The following is a 21352-nucleotide window of genomic DNA, read 5'->3' on the forward strand; positions in this document are numbered from 1 at the left end:
GTGGTGCGGTGAGCCGCCGGGAGTTCCCGGCAGCCGTCGTGGTGCTCCTGGTCAGGCGGTGTGGACCCGGGTGCGAGCCTGGCGGCGCTTCAGCGCGCGCCGCTCGTCCTCGGAGAGCCCACCCCAGACGCCGGAGTCCTGACCCGAGCGCAGAGCCCAGTCCAGGCACGACGAGACCACCGGGCAGCGCTGGCAGACGGCCTTCGCCTGCTCGATCTGGACCAGGGCCGGACCGGTCGTCCCGATGGGGAAGAACAGCTCCGGATCCTCGTCCCGGCAGAGCGCGCGGTGGCGCCAGTCCATGGCGTTGTACTCCTCGATGTCGTCTGCGGTCGGTACGTCAGTCGCGTAGCTCGGTCTGCCATCGCCGGGCCGACACCGGTTTACCCAGCGCCATGGCGGCAGCGACTGCCTGCTTTGTTACCGGCAGGTTGCGTTCCAGCAGCGATGTTTTCACGTGCCGGACGCCTGTCAAGGGAAACGCGGTCAGCGCTGACCCCCGCGTGAGCAACCTCACCACGGCCGTGCTAGGCCTGCCACTCGGCGGAGGTAATGCCCTTGCGCCCGGGTCGGGATACGCCGGTTACGCGATGACGCGCAGGGCGCCGGGCACGTTCCGGAACCGCACGCCGGTGGCGGTGCCGAGGTGGTCGCCGTCGACCTGCCAGCCCTGCGGTCGCACGGCGGTGACGGTGAGCTCCCGGAGGTCGTGCCGACGGTGCAGGCCACGCCCGCGCAGGTCTGGTTCGGGCCGCATGGTCTGCCGCAGGGCCCGGAGCATGCGGGTGGTGCCCGTGCGGCCGAGGGCGAAGACGTCCAGCCCGGTGTCGAAGGAGGCTCGAGGCGTGGGGTTCACCGGTCGGGTGCCCAGGTACGTCCAGGGGCTGACGTTGGAGACCAGGCAGAGGAACAGCTCCTCGAGCGGCGGTTCGCCGGGCACCTGCAAGGTCATGGCCGGACGCCGGCGTTCGCGGCCGAAGAGGAAGGCGCTGGTGCCCTCGCGGACGTAGAGAGCGCCGGTCGAACGGCGGCCCTGCGCCCGGCGCGCCTCCACCCGGGCGATCACCTCCGCGTCGAAGCCGAACCCGGCGGCGAAGACGAACCAGCGTCGATCGGTCCACCCCGGCCCGTCGGCGTCGGCGTCGGCGCGGGCGACCGCCTCCGCCGCGGCCGGCGCCACGCCGGTCACCGCCGCGGTGCTGGTCCCCGTGGCGCTGGCGGTGCCCAGGGAGACCGACCGGGTGCGGCCCGCCCGCAACGAGGCCAGGATCTCCGCGGTCGCCTCCACCGGGTCGAGGGAGCGGCCCAGGGCCCGGGAGAACACGTTGGTCGAGCCGCCCGGGACAACCGCCAGCATGGGCACGCCCGCCCCGGGGCCGTCGGCCAGCAGCCCGTTGACCACCTCGTTCACGGTGCCGTCGCCGCCGAGGGCGACGACCACGTCGATCCCGTCGGCGACCGCCTGGGCACCCAGCTCCCGGCCGTGGCCGCGGTGTCCGGTCTCGGCGACGTCGACCTTCAGCTCGCTGGCGAGGGCACCCACGAGCACGTTCCGCGTCTTCGCGGTGGTGGTGGTGGCCGCCGGGTTGACGACCACGAGCGCGCGCATGCCGCCAGGCTATCCAGGGGGCGCGGGCACCCGTCGGCGGCGCCGGGCGACGGGCCTGCGGCGAGCGGGCGCCGCGTAGTCTCGCCGTCGTGACCGAGGACCGCGGCGCGCCCGCACCGCCGCCCCGTCGCCTCGCCGACCGCCTGTTCGGCGCCTCGATCGCGCAACCTGCTCCCCGCCCCGCGACGCCACGCACCGAGGCGCCGCCGTCGCTCCGCCGGGCTGCGCTGGCGGTGGGGCTCGAGGCGCTGCTGTTCGGCCTCGGCGCGCTGGTGCTGCTCGTCCTCACCGTGACCGGCGACCCCGAGAGCGTGCCCCGGGCCCTGGCCGAGGTGGTGCTGGCCGCGCTGGCCGCCGGCGTTCTCGGTGCCGCCGCCCGCGGCCTGTGGCGGGTGGCCGACTGGGCCCGCGGGCCGGTGATCGCCCTGCAGCTGTTCCTGGGGCTGACCGGCTTCACCTTCGCCTTCTCGGCCCAGCAGCCGCTGATCGGCCTGCCGATCCTGGCGCTGGTCGGCACCGTGCTCTACCTGCTGGCCACCCCCGAGTCCCGCCTGGCCTACCTGGACCGTTGAGGTCCCCTCAGGGGCGCGCCCCGAACCCGCGAGGTGGAGAGGGGGGCTCCCTCAGATCAGGTCGATGACGTCGGCGATGGAGTCGAGCACCCGGCTGGGCCGGAAGGGGAAGCGCGTCACCTCGTCGGCCGCGGTGGACCCGGACAGCACGAGCACGGTCTCCAGACCGGCCTCGATCCCGGCGACGACGTCGGTGTCCATGCGGTCGCCGACCATGATCGTGGACTCCGAGTGCGCCTGGATGCGGTTCATGGCGCTGCGGAACATCATCGGGTTCGGCTTGCCGACGAAGTAGGGCTTCGCGCCGGTCGCCGCGGTGATCATGGCGGCGACCGACCCGGTGGCCGGCAGCGGGCCCTGGGGCGAGGGGCCGGTGACGTCGGGGTTCGTGGCGATGAAGCGGGCGCCGCCACCGACGAGCCGGATCGCCCGCGTGATCGCCTCGAACGAGTACGTGCGCGTCTCCCCGAGGACGACGTAGTCCGGATCGCTGTCGGTGAGGGTGTAGCCGGCCTCGTAGAGCGCCGTGGTCAGCCCGGCCTCACCGATGACGTAGGCCGACCCGCCGGGCAGTTGGGTGGTGAGGAAGTCGGCGGTCGCGAGCGCCGAGGTCCAGATGGCCTCCTCGGGCACCAGCAGCCCGGTGCGGCTGAGCCGGGCCGCGAGGTCACGCGGTGTGAAGATCGAGTTGTTGGTGAGGACGAGGAACCGACGCCGCCGCTCGACCAGGCGGTCGAGGAACTCCTTCGCCCCGGGCAGGGCGTGCCCCTCGTGGACCAGGACCCCGTCCATGTCGGTCAGCCAGCACTCGATCGGTCCGCGCTCGGTGGTCACGGGCCGAACGCTAGCGCCGGTGGGTCACTCCCGTGCGGCGCGGGCGAACGACGCGAGCGCGTCGTCGGTGAGCCGGAACACCGTCCACTCGTCCATGGGCACGGCGCCGGCGGCCCGGTAGAAGTCGATCGACGGGGTGTTCCAGTCCAGCACCGACCACTCGAGCCGTGAGTAGCCCCGGTCGACGCAGACCTGTGCGAGCGTGCGCAGCAGTTCCCGGCCGAGCCCGGCGCCGCGGTGCTGCGGCTGGACGTAGAGGTCCTCGAGGTGGATGCCGTGGGTGCCCCGCCAGGTGGAGAAGTTGAGGAACCACAGGGCCGTGCCGACGACCCGGCCGTCGCGTTGGGCCACGTGGCCGAACAGGGCGGGGGAGCCGCCGAACAGGCAGGCGGTGAGCTGCTCCTCGGTCAGGCGGACCTCGTGCAGCGCCTTCTCGTAGTCGGCGAGCTCGCGCACCAGCCCGACGACGGCGGGGACGTCGTCGGGGCGGATCGGGCGCACGCTCATGAGAGGAGCTCCTTCAGGCGGGCCGGCACCAGCCGGCCCAGTGGTGACAGCACCGGCACGAGCACCGGTGCGAGCAGGTAGCCGTAGGCGAGCACGCATCCGGTGACAACCGGGAACAGCGCGAGGCCGATCACCAGGAGCACCGCCGTGGCGACCAGCCCGTAGGGGCGGCCGCTCTTCGGGCTGACCAGCGACCGGAACGACCGGAAGCGGACGTCGGTGACCATCAGCACCGCGGGGACGGCCACCACGAGCAGCACCCAGAGCCGGTCACGGCCCTGCATGTCGTCACCGAAGGCGAACACCGACGCCAGCACGACGCCGGCGGCACCGGGACTCGGCATGCCGATGAAGTACCGCTTGTCCGCCGTCGGGTCGATGGTCGTGTTGAACCGGGCCAGGCGGATGGCGGCACACGCCACCCACAGGAAGCAGACGACCCAGCCGAGCGGGTCCCACTCGTCGCGCCCCTCGGAGAACAGGGTGAACGCGAGCAGCGCCGGGGCCAGCCCGAAGGAGACCAGGTCGGCCAGCGAGTCGAACTGCAGACCGAACGGCGTGACGGCGCCGACCAGGCGGGCGACGGCGCCGTCGACGATGTCGAACAGCACCGACAGCCCGACCAGGACGGCCGCGAGCGTGTACTGACCGCGGATCGACACCAGGATGGCGAGGAACCCGCAGAACATGTTGGCGAGCGTGAAGAGGCTGGGCAGGGTCGCGAGCGCACGCCGCCGGCTGCCCCGCACCGAGCCGCGCACGAACTCGACGGTGGCCGTGCGGCGGGTCTGCGGGGGCCGGTGGCCGGAGGCGGAGCTGGGCACGGCGAGCCCTCAGCGGGTCGAGGACCAGCGGGCGATGGCGGTCTCGCCGCCCCGCACGCGCTGCCCCTTCGTCACCGTGATCTCGCACTCGGGCGGCACGAACACGTCCATGCGCGAGCCGAACTTCATCAGGCCCATCCGCTCCCCGGTGGCCAGGTGCTGCCCGGGCCCGGTGCGGGTGACGATCCGGCGGGCGAGCACGCCGACGATCTGGCGGAAGACGACCGTGCGGTCGCCGTCGCGCAGCCACAGTTCGCTGCGCTCGTTCCGGTGCGCCGACTCCTTCCGGTAGGCCGCGAGGAAGCTGCCCTTGCGGTAGGAGCTCTCCACGACCTCGCCGTGGTACGGGGAGCGGTTGACGTGCACGTCCACCACCGACAGGAAGACGCTCACCTGCTGCCAGTCGCCGTCGGGGGCCACTCCCTCCTGCGGCTCACCGGCCACCATCACCACGCCGTCGGCCGGGGACAGGACGTCGTCCGGGTCGACCGGCACGGTGTCGCAGCGCCGGTCCGGGTCGCGGAAGAACAGCGCCATGTACGCCGACAGCCCCACCAGTGGCCAGGCGGCCAGGCGGAGGCTCCGGCGGCCGGTGGTCCGGCCTCCCGCGGTGAGCAGGGCGGCTGGGGCCAGCGGTCCGGTGATGAAGGGCCACCCGGCGGGGTCGATGCGCATCGTCTGCAAACCGTACCGGCCGCGCCCGCGGTCGGTCCGGATCCCGGGTTCAGGCCGGCGGCGAGGTGATGTCCGGGTCGGCCCCCTGCTCGCTGGTGCGCGGCCGCGGCGGGCCGCCGTACCAGTCGAGGCAGATCATCGTGGCGTCGTCGCGCAGGTCCCCGCCGGTCTCTTTGAGGACGGCCCTGCCGAGGGCGTGGACCACCTCTCGCGGGTGCAGGTCGGCGGTGTCCGCCAGCGTTCTCGCGACATCCAGGTCGACCGCGTTGCGCTCCTGCATGCCATCGGTGAGGAAGACGATCCGGTCACCGGGCTCGAGCGGGAAGGGCTGGACGTCGAAGGACTTGCCGGGAACCACGCCGAACGGCGGCTCGACCCGCAGGTCGACCTCCTCGACCCGGCCGTCGCGCAGCCGCAGCGGCAGGACGTGCCCGGCGTTGACGACCGTCGCGGTAGCGGCGTGCAGGTCCACCCGCACCAGCTGCCCCGTGACGAACTGCCCGGCGTCCGCGTTCTCCGCGAGGGCGTCGTTGGCGTACCGGGCCTGCTCGGCGAGGTCCATGCCGCGTCGCCGACCGTTGCGCAGCGCCCCCACCAGCAGGGTGGCCAGCAGGGCCGCGGCGACCTGGTGGCCGACGGCGTCGGTGATCGACAACTGGAGGCAGTCGCGGTCCAGCGTGTAGTCGAAGGTGTCCCCGCCGACCGAGCTGGCCGGTTCCAGCCACCCTGCAAGGGTGAACTGACCCGCCTCGCACGTGTAGGACGCGGGAAGCAGCCGACGCTGGATCTCCGCGGCCAGCGCGAACTCCGTCGAGCGCTGCCCCCACTCGAACACGTCGGTGTGCCGGCGGGCGGCGATGACCACGTAGGCGAGCGCGTGCGCCGCGGTACGGATCTCCGCCATCTCCTTCGCGGAGGGGTAGCGGGCGAGGTCGAACTCGATGACGCCGATCGCGTCGCCCCGGTCGGTGACCGGCACGACCACCACCGCCCCGTCGACGGCCTCCCGGACGTCGGCCTCCTGCGTCCGCAGGACCTGCTCGTAGACCGTGCCGGCCAGCGACAGCGTCTCGGCCTGCTCGCCCCCGTGCCTGCGCGCGCCCTCGACCAGGGCGGCCGAGGTCAGCCGGACGACGGCCCGGCCGGTGAAGTCGGCGATCAGCAAGGTCGCGCTGCGGGCCTCGACCATCGCCCCCAGGGCGTCGGCGACGGCCTCCACCGCCTCGATGGGTGCCGCGTCCTCGACCCTCTCCAGGAGTTGCCCGACGTCGATCACGAAGTCCTCCGAGCCGCGCATGGGGCAGACCCTAGGCGCCGGCGCGGCGTCGCCAGGGTGGGAGGAGTGTTCGAGACGGCGCTGCCGGACCACCCACGGGGGTGGCCCGGCAGCAGCGCAGGTCCGGTCTCAGGCAGCTGCCTTGGTCTCCCAGAAGATCTTGTCGATCTCGGCGATGTAGTCGAGCAGCTTCTGGCCCTCGGCGGGGTCCATGCTGCCCTTGCCGCCGGCGGCGCCGGCCTGCTTGGTGGCCTTGTTGAACAGCTCGTGCAGCTGCGGGTACTTCTCGAAGTGCGGGGGCTTGAAGTAGTCGGTCCACAGCACCCACAGGTGGTGCTTGACGAGGTCCGCCCGCTGCTCCTTGATCAGGACGGCGCGGGTGCGGAAGACCGGGTCGTCGTTGCCCTGGTACTTCTCCTGGATGGCCTTGACCGACTCCGCCTCGATGCGGGCCTGGGCCGGGTCGTAGACGCCGCAGGGGAGGTCGCAGTGCGCGGTGGCCTCCACGGCGGAGAACATGCGGGTGAGACGCATGGGGATGCCTCCGAGGATCGTGGGGTTGTGTCGTCTGCGACCCTACTCGCGGTGATCGACGGCGACAGCGCGGGAGAGCGCGGGAACGGCCCGGTGGACCCGCTGCCGGGTGCGTGGCGACCGGTCCGGGTGAGCGGGCCGTCCATGTCCCCGACCGTCCGCTCGGGCGACCTCCTGCTGGCCCGGCGGGTGCGGTCCGGGGGCCGGTGGTCGCGCGGGGTGCGCCCGGGGGACGTCGTCCTGGCGCGGTTCCCGTCGCGGCCGGACCTGCTGGTGGTCAAGCGGGTGCGCCTGGCGGTCCCCGGTGGGCACTGGGTGGAGGGCGACAACCCGTTCGTCACCGACGACAGCCGCTCGTTCGGCGTCGCCGTCGTGGTGGGCCGCATCACCGCCCGGCTGTGGCCCCGCCCGGGCCGGCTCCCCGGCGCCCCGCCCTCAGACCTGGCGTAGCCGGGCGTACCGCGCGGCGCACTCGGCCATGGTCGGCAGCAGGCCCTGCGCCCGCGCCTCGGCCAGGGTGGGGGCGGCCCGGTCCTTGGCCGACAGCTCCAGCTCGAGGTCCGACGGCCAGGGCAGGTCCAGCTCGGGGTCCAGCGGCGAGACGCCGAACTCCCGCCCCGGGTCGTAGCCGGAGGAGACCAGGTAGGTGACCGAGCTGCCGTCCTCCAGCGCGACGAAGGCGTGGCCGAGCCCTTCGGCGAGGTAGACCGCGCGCGGCTGCTCGCCGTCGAGGAGCACCGCGTCGTGCACGCCGAACGTGGGCGAGTCAACCCGGACGTCGACGACGACATCGAGCACCCGGCCGGCCGGGCAGTAGACGTACTTCGCCTGGCCGGGGGGCACGAGCGCGAAGTGCACACCGCGGAGGACGCCCCGTGCGGAGACGCTGTGGTTGGCCTGGGCGAGCGGAAGGCTGTGTCCCATGGACCGGGACAGCACGTCGGCCCGGTACCACTCCGTGAACCGGCCGCGCGTGTCGCCGTGCGGCACCAGGTCGAACACGTAGCTGTCGGGCACGGCGAGCTCGCGGATCTCCACGGCCGCACCGTAACCGCAGCGCGGCCGCCGCCCCCGGTTACGCTGCTGTGCCCATGAGCGGAAATCCGGCGCCCGGAGACCACGTCAGCAGCGACCGCTTCGCGGCCGACCCGGTGTTCGCGGTGCACGAGGGCGGCAAGCTCTCCGTGGCCTCCACCCGCTCCATCGGCTCGATCGCCGACCTCGCGCTCACCTACACCCCCGGCGTCGCCCGGGTGTCCAGCGCGATCGCCGCCGAGCCCGAGCTCGCCCGCCGGTTCACCTGGGCGCCCCGGGTCGTCGCCGTCGTCTCCGACGGCACCGCCGTGCTGGGGCTCGGCGACATCGGCCCCACCGCCGCGCTCCCGGTGATGGAGGGCAAGGCCTGCCTGTTCAGCGAGTTCGCCGGCCTCTCCTCGGTGCCGATCGTGCTCTCCACGACCGACGTCGAGGAGATCGTCGAGACCGTCGCCGCGATCGCCCCCTCCTTCGGCGGCATCAACCTCGAGGACATCAGCGCCCCCCGCTGCTTCGAGATCGAGGCCCGGCTGCGCGAGCGCCTGGACATCCCGGTCATGCACGACGACCAGCACGGGACGGCGATCGTCGTGCTCGCGGCGCTCCGCAACGCGGCGACGGTGGTCGGGCGGGAGCTCGGCGACCTGCGGGTCGTGGTCTCCGGCGCCGGGGCGGCGGGGGTCGCCTGCACCAAGATCCTGCTCGAGGCGGGCGTGCGCGACATCGCCGTCGCCGACTCGCAGGGCGTCCTGCATGCCGGCCGGGAGGCGCTGACCGGCACGAAGCAGTGGCTGGTCGAGAACACCAACGAGTCCGGTTTCGCCGGCTCCATGGTCTCGGCGCTGCGGGGGGCGGACGTCTACCTCGGGGTGTCCGGCGGCTCGGTGCCCGAGGAGGCGATCGCGTCGATGGCCGAGAACTGCATTGTGTTCTCGCTGGCCAACCCCACCCCCGAGGTCGACCCGGAGGTGGCGGCGAGGTACGCCGCCGTGGTCGCCACGGGGCGCAGCGATCTGCCCAACCAGATCAACAACGTGCTCGCCTTCCCGGGCGTCTTCCGCGGCGCCATCGACGCCGGGGCGACCAGCATCACCGAGGAGATGAAGCTGGCGGCCGCCACGGCGATCGCCGACGTCGTCGGCGACGACCTGCGGGCCGACTACATCGTGCCCAGCCCGCTGGACCGCCGGGTCGCGACCGCCGTCGCCGAGGCCGTGGCGGCGTGCGCGCGGAAGCAGCGCGTCACCCGCTGAGCGTGGGCCGGTAGACGCGACCGAGGACGCCCGCGAGCAGCCGTTCGGCGACCGGTCGGGGGAGCGCGGCGACCAGCGCGTGCACCGGCGCCATGCGCGCCGGGAGCGATCCGCCGGAGACCCCGGCGAGCTCCAGCAGCGCCTCGACCTCGGCGACGGTCAGCGCCGCCGGGTCGATGGTGGCGGCCGCGGCCACCAGGTCCGGGTCCGGCACCGGCCGGGGCAGCGCGGCGGCCGACCGTGCGCCGTCCCGCAGATCGGCCAGCAGCGCGTCCACCCGGTCGGCGGTCGCCGCCGTGACGGTCAGGTGCACTGTGGCGGGGAGGTCCCCGCGCTCCTGGGCGAAGGGCGGCTGCGGCTGGATGAGCCAGCCGCGGGCGGTCATCTCGTCGGCCAGGTTCAGCACGTCGACGCCCTCCGGTCGGTCCTCCGCCATCGCGACGAGCGTCGCCGCCGGGCGGCCGACGACCCGCAGGCCGTCGATCGTGTCGATCCCGTCCGCGAGCCGCACGGTGGCGTCCCGAGCCCTGAGGGCGAGCTCGCGGTAGCCCTCGGTGCCCAGCCACCGGTGCACCGCCCAGGCGGCGGCCATGGCACCGGCCGGCCGGGTGCCGGCCAGGGTCGGGTTGACCACCGGGTAGCCGGGCCAGCCCGCCGTGGAGAACCAGTGCGCGTGCCGCAGCTCCGGCGTGGCGGTGAGCAGCACCGAGACGCCCTTGGGCGCGTAGCCGTACTTGTGCAGGTCCACCGACAGCGAGGTCACACCCCGCACCGAGAGGTCGAAGGGCTCCGGGACGTCCTCGAGGAACGGCAGGACCCAGCCCCCGATGCAGGCGTCGACGTGGCACGGCACCCCGGCCGCGGCCGCGAGCCCGGCGATCTCCCCCACGGGGTCGAGCACGCCGTGCGGGTAGGACGGCGCGCTGACCACCACCAGCACCGTCCGCTCGTCCAGCAGCCGGACCACCGCCGCGGGGTCCGCCTGGCAGGTGACCGGGTCGACCGACACGTCGCGCACCTCGACGTCGAACAGGTGGGCGGCCTTGCGGAACGCGGCGTGCGCCGTCACCGGCAGCAGCAGCACCGGCCGGCCGGTGCCGCCCGCCGCCCGCCAGCGCTCGCGGGCGGCCAGGACGGCGAGCTGGCAGCTCTCGGTTCCGCCGCTGGTCAGCGTGCCCACCGCCTCCGGGCCGCCGCCGAGCAGCGCCAGGGCCGCCCCGACGAGGTCGTTCTCGATCCGCGCCACGCTGGGAAAGGCGGTTGGGTCCAGGGCGTTCGTCCACTGGAACGCCGCCTGCGCGGCCGCGGCGAGCCCGTCGACGTCGGCCCGACCGGAGTCGTAGACGTAGGCCATGGTGGCGCCGCCGTGGGTGGGCACGTCCCCGGCCTGCAGGGCGGTGAGCTCGGCGAGCACGTCCTGCGGGTTCACGCGGGGACCTCCTGGGCGGGGACGGGATCGAGCCGGTACCGGGCGAGCACGGTTATGCTGACCAGCACGAAGAGGGCCGGGACGACGGTGAACCCGAGGCGCACCGCGAGCACCGCGGTGCCGGACTGGGCGACGACCTCGTCGCCGGTCGTGGAGACGTAGCCCCCGAGGGCGAGCAGCGCGCCGAGCAGACCGGGCCCCACGGCCAGACCGAGGGTCTCCGCAGCCGTCCAGACGCCGGTGAACACCCCGGCGCGGCGCTCGCCCGACGCGGTCTCGTCCGCGGCGATCACGTCCGGCAGCATCGCCAGCGGGAACATCTGCATGCCGGCGTAGCCGATGCCGACGAGCACCACGAGCGGCAGCGCCACGGCGGTGCCTCCCTGGGGGACGACGGCGAGCAGTGCGGCGCCGACGGCGAACAGGCCCGAGGCGACCACCAGCCCCCTGCGCTTGCCCACCCGGCGGCTGATCCGCAGCCACAGCGGCATGATGAGGATGGCGGGGGCGACCAGGGAGGCGAACAGCAGCGTCCCGATCGCCGGGTCGCCGAGGACCTGCTCGGAGAAGTACGGCACCCCGGCGAGCATCACGCCGATGCCGAGCGCCTGGACGACGAAGCCGGCCAGCAGCACCCGGAACGGGCGGGACCGCCAGGCCACCGCCAGGGTGGCGCCCAGCCGTCCCTCGGTGCGCACCCGGGTCAGGGTCGGCGCCCGCCGGGTGCCGGCGACCGCGCCCAGCATCCCGGCCGCCAGCAGCACCGCCACGAACACCGCCATGGCCAGGTAGCCGGCCCGCCCGCCGCCGGCGAGGTCGACGACGGCGGGGGCGCCCGCCCCGGCCAGCAGGATGCCGAGCGCCAGCGCGGCGACCCGCCAGGACATGAGCGTCGACCGCTCGTCGGGGTCGTCGGTGATCTCCGCCGGCTGGGCGACGTAGGGCACCTGGAAGCAGCCGTATGCCGTGGCGGCCAGCAGGAAGGTGGCCGCCACCCATCCCGCGGCGAGCGCCGGGGGAGCGCTCGGGCCGGCGAACACGAGCACGAACAGCGGGGGCAGGGTCAGGCCGCCCGCGAGCATCCAGGGCCGGCGGGGGCCCCAGCGGCTCGAGGTGCGGTCCGACCGGCTGCCGATCCACGGGTTGAGCCAGACATCCCAGGCCTTGGGGAGGAACACCACGAGCCCGGCGATCCCGGCTGCGACGCCGAGGACGTCGGTCAGGTAGTACAGCAGCAGCAGCCCGGGCACCGTTCCGAACGCCGCTGTCCCGATCGAGCCGAGCGCGTACCCCAGGTGGGTGCCGCGGCCGAGCCGGGGATCGGGAGAGACGGGCGTCACAGGTTCCGCACCGTAGCGGGTCGGGTCAATCCCCCTTCACGTTGACCAGCTGGCGCAGCGTGTGCCGGACATCCACGAGGTCCGCGGCGTCGGCCATGACCTGGTCGACGTCCTTGTAGGCCGCGGGGATCTCGTCGAGGAAGGCGTCGCTGTGCCGCCACTCGATGCCCCGCATCGACTCCTCCAGCTGGGCCCGGGTGAAGGTCTTGCGGGCCTTGGTCCGCGAGAACACCCGCCCCGCGCCGTGCGGGGAGGAGTTCAGCGACTCGGGGTTGCCGCGCCCGGTGACCACGTAGCTCGCCGTCCCCATCGACCCCGGGATGAGCCCCGGCTGCCCCTTCCTCGCCTGGATGGCGCCCTTCCGGGACACCCAGAGATCGGCGCCGAAGTGCTTCTCGTGCTGGGTGAAGTTGTGGTGGCAGTTGACCCGCTCGAGCTCCGGCGTCGCGTCGGCGCGCATGTGCCGGGCCAGGCAGTCGGCGACCCGGTCCATCATCTCCTCGCGGTTGAGCAGCGCGAAGTGCTGCGCCCACCGCAGCTCGGCGATGTACCGGTCGAACTCCGGGGTGCCCTCGTCGAGCCAGGCCAGGTCCCGGTCGGGCAGGTGCAGGCCGTCGCGGCGGGCCCGCTCCTGGGCGATCGCGATGTGCTTCTGAGCGATCCTGTTGCCCACCCCGCGGCTGCCGGAGTGCAGGAACAGCCACACGCGGTCGCGCTCGTCCGCGGTCACCTCGATGAAGTGGTTGCCCGAGCCGAGGCTGCCCAGTTGCATCGCCCAGTTCGGCGCCGTCGTCGTCACCGAGTGCAGGACCCGGTCGCCCAGCTCCTCGGCCTTCGCCTCCAACTCGGCGACCCGGCGCCGCGCCGACTCGGTGAGCTTCTTGTTGTACCGGCCGGCCGAGAGGGGCACCGCCCGCTCGATGTCGCCGCGCAGCGGCGCCAGCGGGCCCCGCGCCCGCACCTGGTCCACCGACCACGGGGTCCGGACGGCGATCATGCCGCAGCCGATGTCGACGCCGACCGCCGCCGGGATGATCGCCCCGCGCGTCGGCAGCACCGAGCCGACGGTGGCGCCCTTGCCCAGGTGTGCGTCGGGCATGAGGGCCACGTGCGGGTCGACGATGTCCAGGGAGGCGGTGCGCTCGGCCTGCTTCAGCGTCTCCTCGTCGAGGATGCTCGCCCAGTTCAGGAGCTTGTCCGACAGTCTCTCCACCCCTCGAGTCTGCGGGCTCCGGCCGATCGCGGCGAACGGTTTGTCCCGGGGCCGGATCGCGGGTATCGAGGGGCGCATGGCAGCCAGCAGGGCGGGGGTCGCCGCCACGGGCCAGTGGGTCGACCCCGACGACGGCATCCGGTACCCGGCCGGTGAGGTGCACGCCTGGGAGCGCGGGCGCAACGAGACCGCCTGCGGGCTGTCGCTGAGCCGGTCACGGCTGACGCGTTTCCCGCACGTCGCCTGGCCCGACGTGCAGCCCGAGTCCGGCCGGCACGCCGAGGAGGTGCAGGACGTCTGCCGCCGCTGCCGCGCGGCACAGGGCGCCCGCCGGGACGACCGCGGCTGGACCAGGACCAACCCCCGCCCGTGACGGCGGGCGGTCTCAGCCGGAGCTGAGCAGCCGGTCCACCAGCGGGTCGACGGCGAGGTGCAGGTCGGTGTTGGTGTAGGCGAGGACGACGGTGGCCACCACGAACAGCGGCACCAGGGCCACCTTCTCCACGGCCGCGCCGGTGCGGATGGGGGAGAGGGCCAGCCGCTTCCGGCGGACCAGCCAGAGCAGCGGCACCGGTACCCCGGCGGTGGTGATCGCGTCGCCGGCGATGTGGGTCAGCACGCCTGCGGCGACCGCCCAGGGGAGCCAGGACGGCGTGGTCGTGTGGTCGAGCACCAGCCAGGCGCCGCCCCACGACAGCAGGAGGTTGCCCAGGATCGTCGTCTCGGTGCGTCCGGGGATGACGAAGTGCAGCGCCCGCAGCGCCAGGCCGATGGCCAGGGCCAGCAGCAGGAGGCTGGACCAGAAGGCACCGGAGGCGAGGATGGCGAGCGCACCGAACGCCAACGGGGCGAGGACCGCGTCGTGGGTCCCCCAGCGGTGCCCGCCGGCGAGCGCCCCGATCGCGCCCGCGGGCACGTCGGTGACCGGGCCCCACATGTCCGAGACCGTGGAGTTGCGGTGGTCGAGGTCGGGCAGCATCGCCATCCCGCCGACGGCGGCGACCCACGCTGCCTGGCCGACCGCTCCCTGGACCGGGGCCCACGGCAGGGTCGCGGCGCCGGCGGCGAGGCCGGAGAGCGCGTGGGAGTGACCGAGCACGAACTCAGCGTGCAGCCGCGCCGCGGCCCGCGCGGGCAGGTGCTGCGGCGTGTCCCCCTCGTTCAGTCGTCGGGCAGGTGGCGCAGCAGCCGCTCGGGCGCGTCGAAGAACGTCCGCCAGTCGCGGACCAGGTCCAGGCCGGCCCACGAGCGCCCGGTGGGCCCCGCCTCGTCGAGCTCGTACACGGGCGCCCGGGAGCGCGGCGAGCACGGGGGAGTGGGTGGCCAGCGGGACCTGCGAGCCGGTCGCCGCGACGCCCGGCAGCTCCCGGAACCAGGCATCGGGATCGGTGGCGTCGGCACGGACCTGTACCCGCGCCAGCGGCAGGTCAGCAGGCACTGCCGGGCCCCTGCAGTGTCCCGCCACCAGCTCGCCAGTGGTGGGGTCAGGGGATCCTCTGTCAGTCGTCGAGGTCGTCGTCGTCCGTGCCGCCGCGGGCCAGCCAGGTGGCCAGCCGCTCGACGGGCACCTCGAAGTCGGGGTGCTGGTCGACGAACGCCTGCATCTGGTCGGCCAGCCAGGCCAGGGTGACCTGCTCCCCGCCCCGCCGCTCGGCCAGCTCCTCCAGGCCCCGGTCCGTGAAGTACATGCCGGAGAACCTACGACGCCCGGTCCCCGAGGTGATCGGGGGCCGGGCGTCGGTCGGTGGATCCGCCGTCGGTCGACCGGGTCAGTCGGCGAAGGCCTCGGCGACCAGCTTGCGCTGCTCGACCTCGTGCACCTTCGCCGAGCCGACCGCCGGGCTGGCCGACGCCCGGCGGCTGACCCGCCGCAGCTTCCGGCCCTCCGGGAGCTCCTCGGGCAGGTTGACCGCCATGAACTGCCAGGCGCCCATGTTCGCCGGCTCCTCCTGCACCCACACCACGTCCGTCGCGTTCGAGTAGCGCTCCAGCTCGGCACGGATCTGCTCGGCCGGCAGCGGGTACAGCTGCTCGACCCGCACGATCGCGGTGTCGGCGCGGCCGTCGGACTCGCGCTGCGCCATGAGGTCGTAGGCGACCTTGCCGCTGCAGAGCAGCACGCGCTTCACCGTGGAGGCCTCCAGCGGCTCGCCGCCTACACCGGTGTCGGGCAGCACCGAGCGGAAGTTCTGCTCGGTGAAGTCGGCGACCGGGCTGACCGCGGCCTTCGCCCGCAGCAGCGACTTCGGCGTGAAGACGACCAGCGGCCGGTGCACGTCGGAGAGCGCCTGGCGGCGGAGGAGGTGGAAGTAGTTGCCGGGGGTGGTGCAGTTGGCGACGGTCATGTTGTTCTCCGCCGACAGCTGCAGGAACCGCTCGATCCGGCCGCTGGAGTGGTCGGGGCCCTGCCCCTCCATGCCGTGCGGCAGCAGCATGACGACGCCGGAGCGCTGCCCCCACTTGGCCTCGCCGGAGCTGATGAACTCGTCGATGACCATCTGGGCCCCGTCGACGAAGTCGCCGAACTGGGCCTCCCACAGCACCAGGGCCTTGGTGTTGGCCACCGAGTAGCCGTACTCGAAGCCGAGCGCCGCGTACTCGCTGAGCAGCGAGTCGTAGACGAAGAACTTCGCCTGCTCCTCGGTCAGATTGGCCAGCGGGGTGTACTCCGCCCCGTTCTCCCGGTCGATCAGGACCGAGTGGCGCTGCACGAACGTGCCGCGGCGGGAGTCCTGGCCGGCCAGGCGGACCGGCACGCCCTCCATCAGCAGCGACCCGAAGGCCAGCAGCTCGCCCATGGCCCAGTCGATGCCGCCCTCGCTGGCCATCGCGGCCCGCTTCTCCAGCATCTTCTGCAGCTTCGGGTGCGGGCTGAAGTCCGGCGGGAAGGAGACGTGCGCGTCGCCGATGGTCTTGAGGACCTCCTGCGTGACTGCCGTCCGGACCGTCGACTCCTGCGGCGTGCGCGGGTCCATGACCGGCTCGGGCTTGGAGGAGTCCTGCGCGTCGTGGGTCTCGGCGAAGGCCCGCTCCAGCTGGCCGCGGTAATCCTTGAGGGCCTCCTCGGCCTCCTCGAGCGTGATGTCCCCGCGGCCGACCAGCGCCTCGGTGTACAGCTTCCGCACCGAGCGCTTGCGGTCGATGATGTCGTACATCTGCGGCTGGGTCATCGACGGGTCGTCGCCCTCGTTGTGCCCGCGCCGGCGGTAGCAGACGAGGTCGATGACGACGTCCTTCTTGAACTGCTGCCGGTACTCGACCGCCAGCCGGGCCACCCGGACGCAGGCCTCGGGGTCGTCGCCGTTGACGTGGAAGATCGGGGCGTTGACCATCCGCGCGACGTCGGTCGAGTACAGGGTCGACCGCGCCGAGCCGGGGCTGGTGGTGAAGCCGACCTGGTTGTTGACGACGACGTGCACGGTGCCGCCGGTGCGGTAGCCGCGCAGCTGGGAGAGGTTCAGCGTTTCCTGCACGACGCCCTGGCCGGCGAAGGCGGAGTCGCCGTGCAGCAGGACGGGCAGGACGGTGAAGCCCTGCTCGCCCTTGTCGATCATGTCCTGCTTGGCCCGGACGATGCCCTCGAGGACGGGGTTCACCGTCTCCAGGTGGCTCGGGTTGCTGGCCAGGGAGACGGCGATCTCGGCGTCGTCGCGGAACGGGTTGCGGAACGTCCCGGTGGCGCCCAGGTGGTACTTGACGTCACCGGACCCCTGCACCGTGCCGGGGTCGATGTTCCCCTCGAACTCGCCGAAGATCTTGGCGTAGCTCTTGCCCAGCACGTTGGCCAGCACGTTGAGCCGGCCGCGGTGCGGCATGCCGATCGCGACCTCGTCGAGCCCGTGGTCGGTGCCGGCCAGCAGCACCTCGTCGAGCACCGGGATCAGCGACTCGCCGCCCTCGAGGCTGAACCGCTTCTGCCCGACGTACTTCGTCTGCAGGAAGGTCTCGAACGCCTCGGCGGCGTTGAGCCGGCCGAGCACGTGCTTCTGCTTCTCGCGGTCGGGCTGCTCGTGCTTGACCTCGATCCGCTGCTGGAGCCACTGGCGCTCCTCGGGGTCGGTGATGTGCATGTACTCCACGCCGACCCTGCGGCAGTAGGAGTTGCGCAGCACGCCGAGGATGTCCCGGAGCGTCATGAGCCGCTCACCGGCGAAGCCGCCGACCGGGAACTTCCGGTCGAGGTCCCACAGGGTCAGCCCGTGCTGGAGGATGTCCAGGTCCGGGTGGGTGCGGACCTTGAACTCGAGCGGGTCGGTGTCGGCCATCAGGTGGCCGTTGCGCCGGTAGGACTCGATGACCTCGATGACGCGGGCTTCCTTGTCGATCTGCCCCTCGCGCGTGATCCGCACGTCCGGCATCCAGCGCACCGGCTCGTAGGGGATCCGCAGCGAGCGGAAGACCTCGTCGTAGAAGCCGTCCTCGCCCAGCAGGAGCGAGTGGAGCTTGCGCAGGAAGTCGCCGGACTCCGCGCCCTGGATGATCCGGTGGTCGTAGGTCGAGGTGAGCGTGATGATCTTCGAGACGCCCATCTCGGTGAGGACCTCGGGGCTCATCCCCTGGAACTCGGCCGGGTACTCCATCGCGCCCACGCCGATGATCGCGCCCTGCCCGGCGGTCAGCCGGGGCACCGAGTGGTTGGTGCCGATGGTGCCGGGGTTGGTCAGGCTGATCGTGGTGCCGGAGAAGTCCTCCATCGTCAGCTTGTTGTTCCGGGCACGGCGGATGATGTCCTCGTACGCGGCCCAGAAGTCGGCGAAGTCCATCGCCTCGGCGCCCTTGATCGACGCGACCACCAACGAGCGCGACCCGTCGGGCTTCGGCAGGTCGATGGCCAGCCCGAAGTTGACGTGCTCCGGCTGCACCAGCACCGGCTTGCCGTCGACCTCGGCGAAGGCGCTGTTCATGTTCGGAAACGCGTCGAGCGCCCGGACCAGCGCGTAGCCGATCAGGTGGGTGAAGGAGATCTTGCCGCCCCGCGCCCGGGCGAGGTGGTTGTTGATGACGATGCGGTTGTCGGCCAGGAGCTTGGCCGGCACCGCGCGCACGCTGGTCGCCGTCGGCACGGTCAGCGAGGCGTTCATGTTCTTGACCACCGCAGCGGCGGCGCCGCGCAGCGGGGACTGCTTGCCGTCGCCGACCGGCGGCTTGGGAGCGGCCTTGGGGGCTGCCGCGGTGGTGGACTGGGTGGACTTCTGCACGGGCGAGCTCCCCGTCGGCTGGGGCCCGGCGGCCGGGCGCTGGACGTCGGCCTTCTTCGCGGCGGGGGTCTCGGGTGCGGGTGCGGCCGGGGCGGCCTGCCGCGGAGCCGCCTGCTCCGGTGCCGCCTGCTCCGGTGCCGCGGGCTTCGGGGTCGTCGGCGCGCCGTTGCCGGACGGCGCCTGCTCCCGGTCGCCGCCGGCGGGCGTACCCGGCCGGTAGTCGGCGAAGAACTCGTGCCACGCCTGATCGACGCTGGACGGGTCGGCGAGGAACTGCTGGTACATCTCCTCTACCAACCACTCGTTCGTGCCGAAACCGGCAACGGGGGACGAGGTGGACGACGGTCGGGATGAACTCACGCTTGACACGGGGTCGAGTGCCTTCTTCGTTATGGGGCTGCGTCTGAGGGGCGTCGCTGGACCGGGTGTCGAGTCTACGCCCGTGCCGGGCCGCTGACTCGGCACGGAACCGTGCACCCGTCCCGCACGGTGGTCAGTGGCTCGCGCCGTGGGCCACGAGCAGTTCGACGAGGGCGTCGTTGCCGGTGGCCCGGTCCTCGTCGGCCCGCCGGTGCCGGGCTGCCGCCACGCGGCTGATGTCCAGCGCGCTGGCCCCGTCGTGGGTGGTGGCGTCGACGTCGGCGCCCGCCTCCAGCAGCAGCCGCACGATCTCGGGCGCGTCGCCGGTCGCGCCGGCCGCCACCGCGGCGTGCAGCGGGGTGCGGCCGGTGTCGGGGTCCCGGTCGTCGACGTCGGCGCCCGCCTCCAGCAGCAGCCGCACGAGCTCCGCGCTGCCGCCCGCGGTCGCGGCGTGCAGCGCTCCGCCGTCGGGGTCGGCGCCCCGGGCGAGCAGCAGCCGCGCCGCGCCGGCCGCGCCACCGAAGGCGGCCCACGCGAGCAGGTCCACCCCGGTGGTCGGGTCGGTGAGGGCCGCGCCGCCGTCGAGCTCGGCGGTGAGCCGGTCGACGTCGTCGAGGTAGGCCGCGCTCGGCGCGTCTACGACCGCGCCCAGCTCCACCAGCACGGGCACGAGGTCGGGGGCGTGCTCCAGGGCCACGTGCAGCGGGGTGCGGTGCTGCTCGGTGCGGGCCGCGAGGTCGGCTCCCGCGTGGACCAGGACCCGGACGACGCCGACCCGGTCGCAGGCCACGGCCAGGTGCAGCGGGGTCCAGCCCCCCTCGCCCTCCCGGTCGACGGTGCCGGTGAGCAGGCGCGGCGCCTCGGTGACGGCGGAGCGGACGCCGTCCTCGTCCCCGTCGACGATCAGGCGGCCCAGCCGCTGGACGGTCATGCGAGTCGTCACGCGTTCTCCGTTCTCCGTTCGGGTCCGCCCCGCACGTGCCGGTGGGGGCGAGGCTCCTGTGGTCCCGCCGGCGCCTCAGACGATGTCGCGACGGACGGCCAGGAACGTGCCGAGCAGGGCGGCCACCAGACCGTAACCGAGCAGCAGGAGGCCGCCCTGCCAGGCGTCGAGCAGGTCCGGGCCCTGCAAGGTGGCGGTGAGCGCTTCCAGGGCGCCGCCCGGCATCCACTTGTACGCGCCGGAGGTGGCCGGGATCGAGCGGATGATCGGCTCGATCACGAACAGGTAGACGAGGCCACCGACGATGGCGCCGACCTGGTTGCGCAGCAACGCACCGAGGCCCACGCCGATCACCGCGTAGATGACCAGGGCCAGACCCGAGCTGCCCAGCGTCCCCAGGTTGTCGGCGCCCAGCGGCGGGGCGTCCCCGCGCGCCCCGGCGTGCACGGCGACCACCGCATAGTTCACTGCGAGCACGACCAGGGCGAACAGCGTCGCGGCCAGCGCGTAGGCCACGAGCTTGGCGATCACCACACGGCCGCGCCGGGGCGTGGCCAGGAAGGTCGGCGTGGCGGTGCGGTGCCGGTACTCCTGGGTCATCCCGATGATGCCCAGGATCAGGAACAGCACGTTGACGTTCACGGCGTTCGCCATGGCCAGTTCTTCGTACACCGGGGTGCCCACGGCGGGGATGCCCGACTCGGGGTTCCCGGCGAACGCGGTGAGCAGGACGGCGAACCCGGCCACCAGGAGGCAGGCGCCGAGCAGCAGGCCGAGCCAGACCTTCGTCGTGAACAACTTGGTCCACTCCGCGCGGATCAGTCCGGTCATCGCGAGGCCTCCGCGGACGGCACGTCGGCGGACGGGGCGCGGTACTGCTCCCGGCCGGCGGTGAGCTGGAAGTAGATCTCCTCGAGACCGCTGGTGCGCGACCGCAGCTCGTGCAGCTCCACGCCCGCGGCGAAGGCCCGGCTGCCGATCTCCGCGGTCGTCCGGCCGGTGACGGTGAGCGCGTCGCCGTCCCGGGTGATCCCCGTGCCCTCGGCCCGGAGCGCCTCGGCCAGCCGGTCGACCTGCGGGCTGCGCACGAGCACCGTCCCCGCGCCGTCCGCCCCCGATCGCAGCTCCTCCATCGAGCCCTCGCGCACCAGGTGCCCGGCGCCCACGATGACGACGCGGTCGACGGTCTGCTCCACCTCGGAGAGCAGGTGGCTGGAGACCAGCACCGTGCGGCCCTGGTCGTGGGCGAGGTGGCGCAGGAACCCGCGCAGCCACTGGATGCCCTCCGGGTCCAGCCCGTTGGCCGGCTCGTCGAGCACCAGCACGGAGGGGTCGCCGAGCAGCGCCGTCGCCAGCCCGAGCCGCTGCCGCATGCCCAGGGAGTAGCCGCCCGCGCGTCGTCGTCCGGCGTCGGCGAGCCCCACCTGGACCAGCACCTCGTCGGCGCGCCGCAGAGGGATGCCGGCGGCGCGGCAGTAGACCCGGAGGTGGTTGCGCCCGGTGCGGGCGGGGTGGAACGCGGTCTCCAGCACGGCCCCGACCGTGCGCAGCGGCGCGGACAGCGACGCGTACGGGCTGCCGTTGAACGTGGCGGTGCCGGCGTCGGGCCGCATCAGCCCCAGGACCATCCGCAGCGTGGTGGTCTTGCCCGCGCCGTTGGGGCCGAGGAAGCCCGTGACCGTCCCCGGCTCGACGGTGAAGCTGAGGTCGGAGACGGCCCGCACCCTGGCGAAGGACTTGGTGAGTCCGC

The 21352-nt window shown here is 73.4% G+C and carries 23 protein-coding genes; 4 read left to right on the forward strand and 19 right to left on the reverse strand.

Annotated features, from left to right (window positions below; genetic code table 11):
* Positions 1 to 51 precede the first annotated feature (51 nt).
* Positions 52 to 303 (reverse strand): WhiB family transcriptional regulator, encoded by a 252-nt coding sequence (locus ACI791_RS09280; RefSeq protein WP_091928851.1) that lies wholly within the window; start codon positions 301 to 303, stop codon positions 52 to 54.
* A 280-nt stretch (positions 304 to 583) separates the two neighbouring features.
* Entirely contained in the window at positions 584 to 1609 is a 1026-nt protein-coding gene (locus tag ACI791_RS09285; protein ID WP_456585785.1) for a diacylglycerol/lipid kinase family protein, read from the reverse strand.
* An 89-nt stretch (positions 1610 to 1698) separates the two neighbouring features.
* On the opposite strand from ACI791_RS09285, the gene ACI791_RS09290 reads away from it, so the two are divergent.
* On the forward strand, positions 1699 to 2181 hold the full coding sequence (locus ACI791_RS09290) for a hypothetical protein (protein ID WP_456585786.1): 483 nt from the start codon (positions 1699 to 1701) through the stop codon (positions 2179 to 2181).
* A 51-nt stretch (positions 2182 to 2232) separates the two neighbouring features.
* On the opposite strand, the gene ACI791_RS09295 is transcribed toward ACI791_RS09290, so the two are convergent.
* The 6 genes from ACI791_RS09295 to sodN form a co-directional block, all read right to left on the reverse strand.
* Entirely contained in the window at positions 2233 to 3015 is a 783-nt protein-coding gene (locus ACI791_RS09295) for an HAD-IIA family hydrolase (protein ID WP_347057750.1), read from the reverse strand.
* Positions 3016 to 3039: 24 nt separating this feature from the next.
* Positions 3040 to 3522, reverse strand: coding sequence for an N-acetyltransferase family protein (locus ACI791_RS09300; RefSeq protein WP_456585787.1), 483 nt, complete (start codon positions 3520 to 3522; stop codon positions 3040 to 3042).
* A complete protein-coding gene (pssA, locus tag ACI791_RS09305) occupies positions 3519 to 4346 on the reverse strand; it encodes a CDP-diacylglycerol--serine O-phosphatidyltransferase (protein WP_456585788.1) in 828 nt (275 codons plus the stop codon). The genes ACI791_RS09300 and pssA overlap by 4 nt, the downstream gene beginning before the upstream one ends.
* Before the next feature lie 9 nt (positions 4347 to 4355).
* Positions 4356 to 5021: a phosphatidylserine decarboxylase gene (locus ACI791_RS09310; protein WP_456585789.1), complete on the reverse strand. Its 666-nt coding sequence runs from the start codon at positions 5019 to 5021 to the stop codon at positions 4356 to 4358.
* 49 nt (positions 5022 to 5070) lie between these two features.
* Positions 5071 to 6318 (reverse strand): PP2C family protein-serine/threonine phosphatase, encoded by a 1248-nt coding sequence (locus ACI791_RS09315; protein ID WP_347057746.1) that lies wholly within the window; start codon positions 6316 to 6318, stop codon positions 5071 to 5073.
* A 108-nt stretch (positions 6319 to 6426) separates the two neighbouring features.
* Positions 6427 to 6831 carry a superoxide dismutase, Ni gene (gene sodN, locus ACI791_RS09320; RefSeq protein ID WP_347057745.1) on the reverse strand — a complete coding sequence of 135 codons (405 nt, stop codon included), beginning with the start codon at positions 6829 to 6831 and terminating at the stop codon, positions 6427 to 6429.
* A 51-nt stretch (positions 6832 to 6882) separates the two neighbouring features.
* On the opposite strand from sodN, the gene ACI791_RS09325 reads away from it, so the two are divergent.
* Positions 6883 to 7281 (forward strand): S26 family signal peptidase, encoded by a 399-nt coding sequence (locus ACI791_RS09325; protein ID WP_456585790.1) that lies wholly within the window; start codon positions 6883 to 6885, stop codon positions 7279 to 7281.
* Here the strand turns inward: ACI791_RS09325 and ACI791_RS09330 are convergent.
* Positions 7267 to 7869: a dTDP-4-dehydrorhamnose 3,5-epimerase family protein gene (locus tag ACI791_RS09330; RefSeq protein WP_456585791.1), complete on the reverse strand. Its 603-nt coding sequence runs from the start codon at positions 7867 to 7869 to the stop codon at positions 7267 to 7269. The two genes, ACI791_RS09325 and ACI791_RS09330, sit on opposite strands and share 15 nt — an antisense overlap.
* Before the next feature lie 53 nt (positions 7870 to 7922).
* Here ACI791_RS09330 and ACI791_RS09335 point away from each other — a divergent pair, with 53 nt between their 5' ends.
* On the forward strand, positions 7923 to 9119 hold the full coding sequence (locus ACI791_RS09335; RefSeq protein ID WP_456585792.1) for an NAD(P)-dependent malic enzyme: 1197 nt from the start codon (positions 7923 to 7925) through the stop codon (positions 9117 to 9119).
* Here the strand turns inward: ACI791_RS09335 and ACI791_RS09340 are convergent.
* From ACI791_RS09340 to ACI791_RS09350, 3 genes are read right to left on the reverse strand one after another with little or no spacing between them, the layout of a single operon-like run.
* On the reverse strand, positions 9109 to 10548 hold the full coding sequence (locus ACI791_RS09340; protein ID WP_456585793.1) for a pyridoxal phosphate-dependent decarboxylase family protein: 1440 nt from the start codon (positions 10546 to 10548) through the stop codon (positions 9109 to 9111). The two genes, ACI791_RS09335 and ACI791_RS09340, sit on opposite strands and share 11 nt — an antisense overlap.
* Positions 10545 to 11888 (reverse strand): MFS transporter, encoded by a 1344-nt coding sequence (locus tag ACI791_RS09345; RefSeq protein ID WP_456585794.1) that lies wholly within the window; start codon positions 11886 to 11888, stop codon positions 10545 to 10547. The genes ACI791_RS09340 and ACI791_RS09345 overlap by 4 nt, the downstream gene beginning before the upstream one ends.
* A 25-nt stretch (positions 11889 to 11913) precedes the next feature.
* On the reverse strand, positions 11914 to 13101 hold the full coding sequence (locus ACI791_RS09350) for an RtcB family protein (RefSeq protein WP_456585795.1): 1188 nt from the start codon (positions 13099 to 13101) through the stop codon (positions 11914 to 11916).
* A gap of 76 nt (positions 13102 to 13177) precedes the next feature.
* Here ACI791_RS09350 and ACI791_RS09355 point away from each other — a divergent pair, with 76 nt between their 5' ends.
* Complete coding sequence (locus tag ACI791_RS09355) at positions 13178 to 13474, forward strand: hypothetical protein (protein WP_456585796.1); 297 nt, start codon at positions 13178 to 13180, stop codon at positions 13472 to 13474.
* A gap of 12 nt (positions 13475 to 13486) precedes the next feature.
* Here ACI791_RS09355 and ACI791_RS09360 read toward each other — a convergent pair whose 3' ends face one another.
* The 7 genes from ACI791_RS09360 to ACI791_RS09390 all read right to left on the reverse strand — a co-directional run bounded on the left by ACI791_RS09360 (position 13487) and on the right by ACI791_RS09390 (position 21326).
* Complete coding sequence (locus ACI791_RS09360; RefSeq protein ID WP_456585797.1) at positions 13487 to 14200, reverse strand: metal-dependent hydrolase; 714 nt, start codon at positions 14198 to 14200, stop codon at positions 13487 to 13489.
* Between the two features lie 62 nt (positions 14201 to 14262).
* On the reverse strand, positions 14263 to 14385 hold the full coding sequence (locus ACI791_RS09365) for a hypothetical protein (RefSeq protein ID WP_456585798.1): 123 nt from the start codon (positions 14383 to 14385) through the stop codon (positions 14263 to 14265).
* A gap of 215 nt (positions 14386 to 14600) precedes the next feature.
* Positions 14601 to 14789, reverse strand: a complete 189-nt coding sequence (locus ACI791_RS09370) for a DUF6104 family protein (RefSeq protein WP_091928837.1) — start codon at positions 14787 to 14789, stop codon at positions 14601 to 14603.
* A gap of 81 nt (positions 14790 to 14870) precedes the next feature.
* Entirely contained in the window at positions 14871 to 18659 is a 3789-nt protein-coding gene (locus ACI791_RS09375; RefSeq protein ID WP_456585799.1) for a multifunctional oxoglutarate decarboxylase/oxoglutarate dehydrogenase thiamine pyrophosphate-binding subunit/dihydrolipoyllysine-residue succinyltransferase subunit, read from the reverse strand.
* A gap of 133 nt (positions 18660 to 18792) precedes the next feature.
* A complete protein-coding gene (locus tag ACI791_RS09380; RefSeq protein ID WP_456585800.1) occupies positions 18793 to 19602 on the reverse strand; it encodes an ankyrin repeat domain-containing protein in 810 nt (269 codons plus the stop codon).
* 75 nt (positions 19603 to 19677) lie between these two features.
* Positions 19678 to 20433 (reverse strand): ABC transporter permease, encoded by a 756-nt coding sequence (locus ACI791_RS09385; RefSeq protein ID WP_456585801.1) that lies wholly within the window; start codon positions 20431 to 20433, stop codon positions 19678 to 19680.
* Positions 20430 to 21326 carry an ATP-binding cassette domain-containing protein gene (locus ACI791_RS09390; protein ID WP_456585802.1) on the reverse strand — a complete coding sequence of 299 codons (897 nt, stop codon included), beginning with the start codon at positions 21324 to 21326 and terminating at the stop codon, positions 20430 to 20432. Before ACI791_RS09390 ends, ACI791_RS09385 begins: the two co-directional genes overlap by 4 nt.
* Positions 21327 to 21352: the final 26 nt, after the last annotated feature.

The sequence above is a fragment of the Blastococcus sp. SYSU DS0973 genome (genome assembly GCF_054051055.1).